Below are 12,555 nucleotides of genomic sequence, written 5' to 3'. Positions count from 1 at the left end.
CTAGTGTTGTGTTAGCTAAGTTCTTGCTAAAACTATCATATGGTTCATGTTGTGTTGATGCCACGCCCAGGACGCCCGAGTGAGCCGATAGATTTGAACGATTCGGACCGCACAGAGCTTGAGCGCTTGAGCCGTGCGCGCAAGAGTGCCCAGGGCATAGCGACTCGCGCCAAGGCCGTGTTGTTGAGCTCTGAGGGCCTTACGGATACGGCAGTTAGTAAGCAAGTGGCCTTGAGTCATGTGAGCGTAGGCAAGTGGCGCAAACGCTTTATTGAGCATGGCATCGAGGGGCTCACAGATGCTCCGCGCGGCGGTCCGCCACGCCGCATCAGTGACGATAAAGTGGCCGAGGTCCTGCGGTTGACGCTGGAAACTACCCCCAAAAACGCCACGCATTGGAGCACCCGTTCTATGGCCCAGCGGGCAGGCATCAGTAACGAACGCGTCAGCGTCATCTGGCGTACCTTTGGGCTGCAACCGCACCGCAGCGAGACCTTTCAACTCTCCACCGATCCGTTTTTTGTCGAGAAGGTACGCGACGTGGTCGGGTTATACACCAGCCCGCCCGCCAACGCCCTGGTGCTCTCGGTGGACGAAAAAAGCCAGTGCCAGGCACTTGAACGCTCCCAGCCGATCCTGCCCCTAATGCCCGGAGTGCCTGCCCGACAGACTCACGATTACTTTCGCCACGGCACCACCACACTCTTTGCCGCCCTCGATATCAAAACCGGACAGGTCATGGCCCAGTGCCGCAAGCGCCACACCTCAAAAGACTTCCTGGCCTTCCTCAACAAAATCGACGCCACCGTCCAGGCAGAGTTGTACCTGCACATCATCGTTGATAACTACGCTACTCACAAAACCAAAGCGGTGCGCGATTGGCTCGTTGCTCATCCGCGCTGGCACTTTCACTTCATCCCAACCCACTCAAGCTGGCTTAATCAAGTCGAACGCTTCTTTGCCAAAATCACCCTCGATATCATCCGTAGAGGTTCTTTCTCAAGCCTGCCTCAATTGCGAAAGGCCATACTCGAATACATCGACGAAAATAACCAAAATCCAAAACCGTTCAACTGGACCGCATCACCGGAAGAGATTTTCCAGAAAATCAATCAATTTTGCAATAAACTTAGCTAACATAACACTAGGTCAGCCCCAAAAAATAAAAAAATTAACCCACAAAAGCCACATTACCGACAGAACAAACAACGTAAGCAACTATAAAAGAACAAATTACAGACGACAAAACAATCAAACCAAATGACTTTAAACGATTATCTTTTTTATTGCAAAGTCATGCCGATATCTGATTACATAGGAACATTCAGGAATTCCCCGAACCGCCATCCCGACTCGCAGCCCTTCAAGAAACCACAAGCGAACCTTTATCTTTAAACCCGCAGCCCTATATCTACTTCGATGAACGCATCCAGCCGGAGATCCTCCACGACCCAAGAGGCAAACAGTAAATCCCTCGTCAGCGACAAGACAGACGGACGCCCGATGGACCTCAAAGGGCTGGCCCGCATCCTGAACCTGAGTATCGTCACCGTCTCGCGAGCGCTCAACAACCGACCTGGCGTAGGGGCCAGCACACGGCAACGCGTGCTTGAGGCCGCTCGCACCCATCGCTACACCCCCAACGGCGCGGCCCGTATGCTCAAGGATCGTCCAACCATGACGGTCGGATTATTCTTTGCCCCTTTCTATGGCCCGAAGCAGGACATCAACCCCAACGCCCTGAACCTGATCGAACGCCTCCGCAAAGCCCTTGATCTGCGCGAGGTAGAGATGCGTGTCTTCTACTACGAGGGGGACGTGAACCTCCGCACACAGGCACTGGAGGTCGATGTCGGCATCTTCTATGGCCACTTTTCCACGGATTCCTTTGCCGTGGCACATAATGTCGGCATCCCGGCAGTACTGTTCGACAAGCACTCTCCCTTCCCTGACCAAATCAGCGTACTGGTGGACGCCGCCCAATGCTGCCAGCAGGCCGTCCAATACCTCGTCGCGCAGGGACACACCCGCATCGGGCTCATGACCGGGCCGCTACAGGAGCTGTATTTCCGTAAATATGCCGAAGCATTTCCCGCCGCCCTCACGGAGTTGGGTCTCCTCGGGCACAGCGACTGGGTATTCTGCCTACCCGGAGCCGACTGTAATCAGGAAGGCTCACGCGAAGCCCTTTTCCCCTTGCTCCAGCGAAAGGCTCCCGAGGAAAGGCCCACCGCGATGGTCTTTGCCTCCGACTGGCTGGCCATCGGCGGGCGCCGGGCCGCACTCGACGCCGGCTTGAGCATTCCCAGGGATTTCAGCCTGATCGGCCACGACAACATGCCCGTCACTGCCGACCTCGATCCCCCGTTGACAACATTTGATATGCACATCGGCCGGGTCGTCCAGACACTGACCCACCTGGCCGTCCAGCTAGGAAGTCGGACAAAACTTCCGCGCACCGATGCCCCCGCTTCCCGAGACATTCTTATCATGCCGGACTTTGTCAAACGAAGCTCCTCGGTCTGCCTGCGCCCCACCCTTCCCGACGGAGCAAATGCCCATCTCATTCCAGAGAGCAAACTCGCGTCATCTTAAACGAACCGGCCCCGGCTGCCGCCCCTCCCTGCCCGTACGGACCTGATCTGGCAGTACCAGCGACAACGCCGTCTCTTTCCAACCAACCTAAATTTTTCCCGCATGAAAGTTTCTTATGACCAGCGAGCGCTGCTCATCAACGGCAAGCGCACACTCATTCTCAGCGGATCTGTGCACTACCCCCGGAGCACTCCGGCAATGTGGAGGAACATCCTCCGGCACATGCGCCTCAGCGGCCTTAACACCGTGGAGACCTACGTATTCTGGAATCTGCACGAACGCCGCCGTGGAGTGCTCGATTTCTCGGACCGCCTGGATCTGGTAAAATTCTGCCAACTGGCACAACAAGAAGGGCTTCATGTTATCCTGCGCATTGGCCCATACATTTGCGCCGAGACCAATTATGGAGGTCTCCCCGGCTGGCTGCGCGACATCCCCGGCATAATGATGCGCACCGACAATGAACCTTTTAAGCGGGAAAAGGAACGCTGGGTCCGTCTCGTCGCTGAGTTAATCCGGCCGCTTTGCGCGCCATCCGGAGGACCGATCATCCTGGCGCAGATTGAAAATGAGTACGACAACATCGCCTCGACCTACGGCGAAGCCGGCAAGCGCTACCTCCAGTGGTCCGTAAACCTTGCAAACTCGCTCCGACTGGACATCCCCTGGGTAACCTGCGCCGCCGGACGCGCAGCCGAGGCGGGGCGCGACGGAGCCACGGCCAGCGCGGGCGACGCCCTCGAAACCCTGAACGCCTTTCGCGCCCACGAAATCATCGAGGAACACTTTGCCGCACATCCCAATAGCCCCGCCCTGTGGACGGAGAACTGGGTCGGCTGGTACCACACTTGGGGCGGCGTCCTCCCCCGACGCGATCCCGCTGAGCTGGCTTGGGCCACCGCCCGATTTTTCGCCGCTGGCGGGACGGGCGTGAACTATTACCTCTGGCACGGGGGCACGAACTTCGAACGCGACGGCATGTATTTGGCAACCACGTCATTTGAGTTTGGCGGGTGCCTCGACGAGTATGGACTCCCCTCTGACAAAGCGACCCATCTCGCGCGGTTAAACCATGCCCTTCTCGCCTGCTCCAGCGAGTTGCTTGAGGGTGAACGCCCGCAAAAACAGACAAGTCCCCAAGGGATCATAACCTATTGTTACGCCTCTGGACTGGAGTTTCACTGCGACGACGCGAACAAGAGCTTGAAAATCATCGGCAAAGATGGAGAGACCTTGTACGACTCCACCCAAAAGCTGATGACAATCACCCCAGGGTGGGAGAAGTCCGTTGAGCCCTTTTCCGACTGGAGCTGGCGCCCCGAACCTCAGCCGCAGGATTGGCCGGACGCCGTGCAATCCGCTTCCCTCTCGCAACAGCCGCAGGATCAACTGTCCCTGACCCATGACCTGACGGACTACTGCTGGTATCAAACCCAGCTCATGGTCAATACGGATCAAGCATCAGGAACGGCGAAACTCCATTTCACCCGCATGGCTGACATCGCCTATGTGTTCATCGACGACCAGTTGGCTGCAACCACCTCCGGTCCGTTACTTGAACGCCGGGGATCATTGGATGCAGGCAAGTTTAGCCAGACCTTTACCATCGACCTTCAGTCCCTCAACATTTCGGGCGGCCCCCACCGGCTGACTGTGCTATGCTGCGCCCTCGGACTAATCAAGGGAGACTGGATGATCGGATACGCGAACATGTCCCAGGAAAAAAAGGGGCTATGGGGGCCAGTCACCTGGGACGGCCAACCACTCGACGGTCCCTGGCGCCAGCAACCTGCGCTGCTTGGCGAACGAGCAAATTTCGCCGGTGCATCCGGCGCACTCCTGGCCTGGCAGGTGCCGTCAAACACACCACCGCCAAGCAACTCCCCTCTCTGGTGGCGTGTAGCCTTCAAGACGCCAAAGGATTCCGGTCCCTGGGGACTCGATCTTTATGGCATGGGCAAGGGGATGGCATGGATTAACGGGCATTGCCTCGGGCGCTACTGGCTGCTCCCAAACACAGACCCCATGGGCCCCTGGATGGATTGGATGAAAGGAAGCCTCCAGGCGAAAGTAGAGCCCGACTCCGTTGAGCGGTTTTACCATGTCCCCTCCGAGTGGTTACGTCCCGAGGGCCAATCCAACTCGCTCGTACTTTTCGATGAAACTGGAGCTTCTCCCCACCACGCTCGATTGCTGAAGCGCACAACCTCGTGCCAACTGGCTCCGTCCGTAAAATCCCATTCCTGCTCGAATCAGGTTGTCTCATCGAAACACCCATAAGCGCGCCATGAACGACAGTTTACAGAAAAGCTAACGAATGAGTCACAGGTGATTGACCGTGTCCACGCATACTGCGTCACTGGCAAAGTCAGTCGGAGCCTTTAGATTGACCTGTTCTCGATTCGGATTCCAACATTTGCTGTTGATGTAGCTTGATCTTGGGGTTCACCGAATTCCAATCCACCCAGCTCTCTTCCAATGCTTCAGCTTCCGGCCCGTGCGTTTCCGAGAGATCCTCGTCTTCCCGGACGCTCTTGCTCATGCCATAGAGCCCGCCATCCCCGCTCACACGGACCCACTTCAGGTCGCCACGTCGAACGGCTTTCTGCGTGCCATAAAACCTCCAGTGCAGCTCACGCTGAAATAGCTCAGGCATCGGCTCTCCCTGCAGGAGAGCAGAAAGGTCCACACCTTCGAGCTTGTCCGGGGTAGTAGCGTTGGCGAGGGCGGTAAACGTCGGGTAAAGGTCCAGGCTTGAAACGATTTCATCACGCACCTGGCCTGCCGGGATTTGTTCGGGCCAAATGATAAAGAACGGCACGCGCACGCCTCCCTCCCAGAGCTGGGCCTTCGAACCGCGAAGCGGATCGTTACGAGCGCCGTTACGGGCGCCGCCATCCAACATCGCCCCTCCATTATCGCTCATAAAGACAATAACCGTGTCATCAAGAACACCGCTCTCCTCCAAAGCGTTTATGACGGTCGCGATGGCGTCGTCCATCGCCATTACCATGGCGGCATAGGTTGAGCGCAGCTTGCCTTCAATATGCTGCGCCTTATCCAAATAACGCCGTGGGGCCTGCATCGGCGTGTGCGGAGCATTAAATGACAACCAGACAAAGAACGGGCTGTCTTCCTGCGCCTGACGGCGGATAAAGGCGGCGGTCCGATCGGCCAATTCGAACGTCAGGTACTGCGGCAGCTCCGCCGGCGAGCCCTCCCCTTCGACAATCAAGCCCCAGTTGGGATCATCTTGCTTAAAGTAATCATGCATGCCGGACAGGAAGCCGTAAAACTCATCGAACCCACGGTCCAGGGGCCGGTAGCCGGGCTCGGACCCCAGGTGCCATTTTCCAAAGAGCGCCGTACGATAACCAGCCGCCTTCAGGCTGGCTGGAAGCGTATCTTCGTCCAGCGGCAGCCCCCAGGTATCCTTCGGACCGGGGTGCCCCTCGAAGCCGAAACGCTCCTGATTGCGCCCGGTAATCAGCCCAGCCCGAGAAGGTCCGCACACCGGACCAGTTACGTAGCCTTGGGTAAACCGCATCCCCATTCCGGCCAACCGGTCCAGATTCGGCGTCGGGAATTCCACATTCCCATGCGCCCCGATATCGGCATAGCCCAGGTCATCCGCCATAATCAGCAGGATATTTGGCCGCTCACTTCCGGCCCGGGCAACCAGACATCCACACAGGAATGCGAGAAGGAAAAGACATGTAACAAGCTTATGTATCCGAAATATCATGACAATTCGTTGGGGTTATAATCATCAGTTAACTGCTCCGAATTCAGCCGGAGTTTACGCTCTCCTAGAATCGCCTGCGTCTCCTCGGCCCGCGCCCGCGTGATCGGATAAAACGCCAGCAGCACCATCCCCAACAGGACGACCGCCGCCTGCCCGAACACAAAAGCTTCCTTCAAATGCACAAGTACGGCGGGATCGAGTTCGCCGTTAGCGGCAGCCTCAGCATCAAACGAGATAATACTCAACAGCGTGCCTCCGAATACCGACGCCGCCGCCACCGACATCTTACGGGAGAAGCCACCGATGGCACTGAAAATACCTTCGCGGCGCAGGCCATTCTCACGCTCGTCCTCCTCGCAGACATCGCCGATCATGATAAAAAACATCATCCACGAGCCTTGCAGGCCAAAGCCAATCACCACCGTCGAGACAAGCTGGAGGTACGGCATCGAGGGGCGCAGCGTCCACCACAGGCTCACCACCCCGATAAACGTCAGGCTCAGCAGCACGAGGCAGGCTGTCTTTTTCCCAACGCGCGTGGCAATAGCTGTCGCCAGCAGAACGCTCAAGTAGGACGCCGCCGCATAGGTCGAGCCGGAGATACCGGCCAGAGCCGTCCCCGCCGCGCGGTCTCCTCCATAGATGTAGAAAATGTTCACATAGAGGCTGAGGTTCACAAAGGTGGCCAGCCCCATCAACATGACCACATTGGCCATCACCACGACGAGAAAGGCCCGGTTCTTCAGCGTGAGTTTGATCGCATCAAGCAGGCGGATCTTCTGCTGCTCCTCAGCCCGGGCGATCTCGCGACCGACAATGGCAGGCAGCAACCCCGCCACCAGAATAACCGCCCCCATCCCGATACTGACCCAGACCGCGCCTTTCACCGGGCCGCCAAAGCCCTGGTATTCGATGAAGCGCGGCAACCACGGCATAATGAACGAAGCCGTCAACCCGAAATAATTCGGCCAGGCCAGCAGACGCGTGCGTTCATCGTAGTCCGTGGTCATCTCAAAACCAAGTGCCTGGTACGGAATAATAAAAACCGTGTAGGCCAGAAAATACAGGACTCCGAACACCGTCAGCCACCAGAACACAGACCAGTCCTCCGTGCTCGGCGAGAGCCACAGCAGCGGCAACAGTAACACCGTAGCGAGAATCCCGGCCACAATGTACGGACGGCGACGTCCCCACCGGGTCCGCGTATTATCCGAAAGGTTGCCCATTATCGGGTCCGTCAGCGCGTCGAAAAAACGCGGAATCGCCATCGCCCAGCCCAGCAAGACCGGGTTGACAAACAGCCCGATGTTATAGACCGGTAGCACAAGCGTGCTGAAACCGTTCATGATCAGATTGTCGGCCAGCGCGCCACTGGCATAGCCCAGCTTTTTGCCGAGCGGCACATGCGCTTCAGTTGCTTCGGTTGCCGCTTGAGTCGACGGCTGGGTGTTTTCTGGCTTGGGCTGGGACATAAGCAATGGAAAACAGAGACTCCTTATTTGCGGAACACGAAGGCCAGCGGGATATCGCCTCCGGCGGCCTCGCCGTTGATAAAGGCTTCCCCACCCGGATAGCAGTCCTTCGTGTAGCGCCAGAGGCCAATGCGCCGCTTGCCCGGTTTGGACTGCGGACGTATGCCCACGTAAAGCGTTTCACCCGGCTCCAGCCCGGCGACTTCAAAGGACGCGCGCGAGCGGTTCAGGTTGTAGATGTCCGTCGCCTCTATCCAAGTTTCACCAAGAATCTCTCCCTCCGGGCCACCCCGGCGCAATACCACATCGACCCCGCTGTCCGGGTAGCGCGAGATAAAGAACGGCCAGCGCCACTCGACCAGCATCAGGTGATCCGTCGCCGCCGTGAAAGTCTGGCCGACCTCATCAACCTCACTGAAGTCAAGTTCGGCATCGGGGAAGTCCGCGCCAATGCCGATCACCTCATAGGTGTTGACATACTCCTCAAAGTCCGGGTCGTTGTCGGGAAGGCTCTTGCGGTACTCCGAAAGGCGCTTGCTCAGGTCGTGGCGGATATTCGCGTACTCGGGGTCGTCGATCCGGTTTTTCAACTCCAGCGGGTCGCGTTGGAGGTCAAAGAGTTGCTCGTACTGTGGACGCGGCGAGATGTAGCGCACGAGCTTGTAGCGGTCGGTGCGTACGCCGATACTCTTGGGAATGTCACCGGGGTACATCTCAAAGGCATAATCGTAGAACCAGTCCTCGCGCCAATCATCAGGCGCTTCGCCCTCAACCAGTTCGCGCAGGCTTTGCCCCTGCATGCGCTCAGGTATATCGGCCCCGGCCCAGTCCAGAAACGTCGGCGCATAGTCAACACTCAGCACCTGTTCCTTCACACGCTTCCCGCGCTCTTCTTTGGGCAGGCGCGGATCATAGACGATCAGCGGCACACGGATGCTCGGCTCGTACATGAGCCACTTGCCATAAAAGCCCCACTCTTCGAGGAAGTGGCCATTGTCGCTGGCGTAAACGATGATCGTATTGTCGGCCAGGCCCTTTGCCTCCAGCGCCTTGCGAATACGCCCGACGGCTTCATCCACCCCGAGAATCAGTCGGTAGTACTCGCGGACAAATTTTTCGTGAAACTGCTCAAACTGCTCCAGGCTGCGCCCGTCCAGCGAGAGCCGGAACGTGCGCATAAAGGGCGGCAATTGATCCACGAAGTACTTGTCCAATGTAGGAGGAAAGGGAATGCCCCGGTCTTCAAAATCCTCGGCGAATCGCCGGTCATACTGGTTCCACGGGCCGTGCGGAGCCTTAAAACTAACTGACAGGCAAAAGGGCTTTCCCTTCGGGACCACATCGAGAAATTCCTCCACATCGTCAGCCAGCACTTGAGTGAGATGGCGGTTCTGCCGATCCCTTGTGTAGTAATTTCCTTGCCCGACAAAGCCGCGCCAGTAGTCGAAGCGTTCACGGTAAGGTTCCAGCGTCGAGGCTATGGTGGCCGCCACCCCCCACTTACCGATAAAGCCGATAAAATACCCCTCCTTCTTCAGCAGAAACGGATACAGATATTCCCGCTGCTCCGGTGTGAAGTCCGAGCTGAAATCCCGCACCCCGAGCGTTCGGTTATACATCCCGCTAAAGATGGCGGCCCGGTTGGGCGCACAGGCCGAGGAAACAACAAAGCTGTTGTCAAAGATAACTCCCTCATCAGCCAGGGCGTCAATCTCGGGCGTATGAATGATCTCGTTGCCGGTCGCTCCCAGCGAGTCGTAACGCTGGTCGTCGGTCAGGAGAAAGACGATATTCGGCCGATCATCCGCCAAGGCAGCGGCCATGAAAAACACAAAGACACAAGCAAGTTTAATCCATTTCATCACAAAATCCATTACTCGTAGTTTAAATCATAACCATCATTCACTGTCATCAGGCGGAAAACCTTCCAGCAGGTCGAAATCCACATAAAATTCGCCGCCCGCCCGTGCATCGGCACCCGCTGGCAGGCGCACGTTCACGATAATACGCTCCAGCGCGAGTTTACGAATTTCTTCAGCAGATATACGTTCCTGTTGTACACGTTTCCCGTTGGCGTAAATACCGGACAATTGGCCAGACAAATCCATCTCAAGCGTCGTCCACTTACCGTTCGCCGGGACCAATACGTCCGGAGCCACATAACCGCCACCGCCCACACTATTGGCCGAAAGACCGACCCGCAATGGCCCGCCTGCGGCTCGTGACACGCGCACCCGCAGACGGATCTTTTCCAGCGTCGTGGGCACCAGATCAAAGACCAGCAACGACCCCTGTCCGGGCGCGTCGAAACGGTAATCCACACGCAACAAGCGGTTCCCGCTAACCGCGTCCTCCTCGACCACGGACCATCCACGCGCAGCCTGGGCCGTACGAATCTGGCGCGAATAATCCAGCCCGCGATCAAACGTCATCCACAGCGCCGAACGCCCTTCCGCCCCGGAGACGGCCACCGCCGCCAGGCCTGAAAAAGCCAGCACACACGTTACGATAATAGCCTTCACTGCGGTCCCTCCTCTTTCAGAATAAGTTGCCCGTCCACCCCGAGCACGACACTCTGCCCGAGCGGCACAAACACCGTTCCATCTTCTTCCACGGCGGCATCGTCCTTATCGGAGCCGACGCGTACCGTGTACTCTCGACCAGCAAGGCTGATACCTCGAAGCACCACCCCCGACCAATCCGGGGGTAAATGAGGCTCGATCCGCCACCCCTCAGCCACTGGAGTGACACCGACCAGCCCATCGACAAAAAAATACGGCACCAACCCCGACTCGGGGAACTCGCGCAGGATGCCGACCACATCGCTGTGCCCCCGGAAGTTGCCCGGATCGCGTCGTAGCTGATCGGTCTGGTAGCTCTCGTAAATCCCCTCCCAGCGCTGGCGCATGTCCCCTGCCCCGCGATAACGCAAGCGGGCGTGCAGGTCGTAATAGCTCGGATAAAGGATCGCACCGCCGTTCTGAATCTGCGCGCCAAAGGCGGCATTCCCGCCGGGTTCGACATCGAGCGCCCCGTTCCAGGTGTTAATCACACGCGAGTTTCCCCGCCGGGCATCGACCGTCGTGCTGCGCGGGGCGAATCCGAAATGATAGACATCGTCGGCATCGTCGCCCTCAACCCGACGCGTGCCGTCGAGCCAAGCCAACACCGACTCGGCCTGCTCCTCATCGGCCAGCCCCGCAGCCAATGCGTGCAGATTCACGAAGGTAAAGCCATAGTCGTATCTGTTCCCATTCACATCAACCCAACCGATGTAGCGCCCGGTCTCGTCGTCCCAGAAGGTCTCGTTGTAGCGCTGGCGAACCTTGAGCCTGAGCGAACGCAGTTCCTGCGCGCGGACGTCCTCACCGAGTGCCTCCTCCATCTCGGCCCACAGTCCGAGAGATTGGTAAAACCAGGCGTTCCCATAGGCAGACTCATGTCCGAAGAGCCAAAAGTCCCAATAGTTGCTTCCCTGGCTGGTAGCGGTGCCATCGTGCTCTTTGTCCACATAAGTGATCAAGCCACTGCGCCCGCCCAACTCCTTCAACTGGTAATCCATCGCCCGGCGGGCCTTGGCCAGGACGGACTCGCCCGAACGCGGGTCCGTGCGCTCCAGAAAAGCGCGGTCACGGGTCATCAGGTAATGGTGCGCCACGGACATGGCGTAGGTGGCGTTGGTCGTGTAGTGGCGGCTGTGACCGAGGTGTTTCTCTCCTCCGGGCGAAGTCCACACATAGCCATCCTCTCCGACCGGGTTGCGGACGAAGTAATCCTCCAACCGCCGGGCTTGTTTGTCATGACCCAGCCATGACAGTTTGAGCGCGTTCCAGTAAAACCACTCGCTGCTTCCAATGCCGACCATGCCCCCGTCGAGCGGGCGCTCCGTCGGCCACCACGGGTCAAAGCGGTCATGCACTTCGTTGGAGGCGATGCCATAGTTGAGCCAGAGGTTGTTCCAGGCCGCCACCTCGCCGGGGGCCGCGCCCGCAAGCGTCCAGTCCGGTTCACCCCCTCCCAGCACGCAGGCGTCGAGCAGACCCCACGGCCCGTCCGACCGCGGTCCGTTGCCACGGGGGACCAGCACGCGAATCGCGTCCGCCACCAACCCGCGCAGGGGGATCCAGACCACTTTTTTACCGGGATCGGGGAAGGCGTTGAAGCGGGCGCTCATAACCGGGTACCAGGTCGCGCCGCCATCTTCGCTGCTATATACCTCGAAATCTTCCGGCCAGGCAGCCTCGCCCGGAAAAAGGCAAAGCCACTCCACCACCTGCATTCCGTCAAAGACCAAGTCCACGCCCCCCGCCTCGTAAGCCGCCGCCGGGGTCATCTCACGCGATTTGGCCCCGTCGAGTCGGGCACGTATCGACCCCTGCCAGATTTCCTTCACCGCAGGCACAAGCACATCCGGGCGCATCTGATCCTGCACGGGCAGAACTTTAACCGGCGTAGTTGAACCTCGGATACACACTCCCGAATGCGTTACCGCGCTCCACGCGGCCGAGTAGCTGCCGGGCGTGTAGTACGGGACATCCATCCATGCACCTGCCCCGGTCCGACCGAGAGAGCCGGGCACCAGGCGCCCGTCCCCGGTGTCCCAGATATAATACAAAAACTCCGACGCGCCCGAAACCTTCGCCTGCAACGATGCCACGCCACCGGCGGGCACCTCCGCAGCCGTCGTCGAACTGGCCGGCAGCAGACAGGACGAAGCAAGAGCAAATGCCACGGACAACCGCG

8 protein-coding genes are annotated in these 12,555 nt (G+C 58.5%); 3 read left to right on the top strand and 5 right to left on the bottom strand.

From position 1 onward, the window contains the following. Positions 1-57 precede the first annotated feature (57 nt). The 3 genes from H5P28_RS06480 to H5P28_RS06470 all read left to right on the top strand — a co-directional run bounded on the left by H5P28_RS06480 (position 58) and on the right by H5P28_RS06470 (position 4,875). The gene (locus H5P28_RS06480) at positions 58-1,137 is read left to right on the top strand and encodes an IS630 family transposase (protein WP_185673674.1); all 1,080 of its coding nucleotides are present in this window, start codon (positions 58-60) and stop codon (positions 1,135-1,137) included. A gap of 282 nt (positions 1,138-1,419) precedes the next feature. Then, positions 1,420-2,595 (top strand): LacI family DNA-binding transcriptional regulator, encoded by a 1,176-nt coding sequence (locus tag H5P28_RS06475; protein ID WP_185674893.1) that lies wholly within the window; start codon positions 1,420-1,422, stop codon positions 2,593-2,595. Positions 2,596-2,697: 102 nt separating this feature from the next. Then, the gene (locus tag H5P28_RS06470; RefSeq protein WP_185674892.1) at positions 2,698-4,875 is read left to right on the top strand and encodes a beta-galactosidase; all 2,178 of its coding nucleotides are present in this window, start codon (positions 2,698-2,700) and stop codon (positions 4,873-4,875) included. Between the two features lie 88 nt (positions 4,876-4,963). On the opposite strand, the gene H5P28_RS06465 is transcribed toward H5P28_RS06470, so the two are convergent. Genes H5P28_RS06465 through H5P28_RS06445 form a run of 5 tightly spaced genes read right to left on the bottom strand, consistent with a single transcriptional unit; the run spans position 4,964 to position 12,544 of the window. Next, the gene (locus H5P28_RS06465; protein WP_281398127.1) at positions 4,964-6,340 is read right to left on the bottom strand and encodes a sulfatase family protein; all 1,377 of its coding nucleotides are present in this window, start codon (positions 6,338-6,340) and stop codon (positions 4,964-4,966) included. Further along, positions 6,337-7,812, bottom strand: coding sequence for an MFS transporter (locus H5P28_RS06460; protein WP_185674890.1), 1,476 nt, complete (start codon positions 7,810-7,812; stop codon positions 6,337-6,339). Before H5P28_RS06460 ends, H5P28_RS06465 begins: the two co-directional genes overlap by 4 nt. Positions 7,813-7,835: 23 nt before the next feature. Then, a complete protein-coding gene (locus H5P28_RS06455) occupies positions 7,836-9,674 on the bottom strand; it encodes a sulfatase family protein (protein WP_185674889.1) in 1,839 nt (612 codons plus the stop codon). A 36-nt stretch (positions 9,675-9,710) separates the two neighbouring features. Further along, on the bottom strand, positions 9,711-10,334 hold the full coding sequence (locus H5P28_RS06450; protein WP_185674888.1) for a hypothetical protein: 624 nt from the start codon (positions 10,332-10,334) through the stop codon (positions 9,711-9,713). Further along, complete coding sequence (locus tag H5P28_RS06445) at positions 10,331-12,544, bottom strand: glucosidase family protein (RefSeq protein ID WP_185674887.1); 2,214 nt, start codon at positions 12,542-12,544, stop codon at positions 10,331-10,333. The genes H5P28_RS06450 and H5P28_RS06445 overlap by 4 nt, the downstream gene beginning before the upstream one ends. Between the last annotated feature and the right edge of the window lie 11 nt (positions 12,545-12,555).

Source organism: Ruficoccus amylovorans (assembly GCF_014230085.1).
GTDB classification, from domain to species: domain Bacteria; phylum Verrucomicrobiota; class Verrucomicrobiia; order Opitutales; family Cerasicoccaceae; genus Ruficoccus; species Ruficoccus amylovorans.
The sequence above is the reverse complement of the archived record's forward strand: the minus strand, read 5'-3'. Positions and strand labels throughout refer to the sequence as shown.

Bases quoted from the DNA above. Each gene is read 5' to 3' on its own strand.
- H5P28_RS06470 (WP_185674892.1), top strand. From the start codon at position 2,698: ATGAAAGTTTCTTATGACCAGCGAGCGCTGCTCATCAACGGCAAGCGC.
- H5P28_RS06475 (WP_185674893.1), top strand. From the start codon at position 1,420: ATGAACGCATCCAGCCGGAGATCCTCCACGACCCAAGAGGCAAACAGT.
- H5P28_RS06455 (WP_185674889.1), bottom strand. From the start codon at position 9,674: ATGAAATGGATTAAACTTGCTTGTGTCTTTGTGTTTTTCATGGCCGCT.
- H5P28_RS06460 (WP_185674890.1), bottom strand. From the start codon at position 7,812: ATGTCCCAGCCCAAGCCAGAAAACACCCAGCCGTCGACTCAAGCGGCA.
- H5P28_RS06480 (WP_185673674.1), top strand. From the start codon at position 58: ATGCCACGCCCAGGACGCCCGAGTGAGCCGATAGATTTGAACGATTCG.
- H5P28_RS06465 (WP_281398127.1), bottom strand. From the start codon at position 6,340: ATGATATTTCGGATACATAAGCTTGTTACATGTCTTTTCCTTCTCGCA.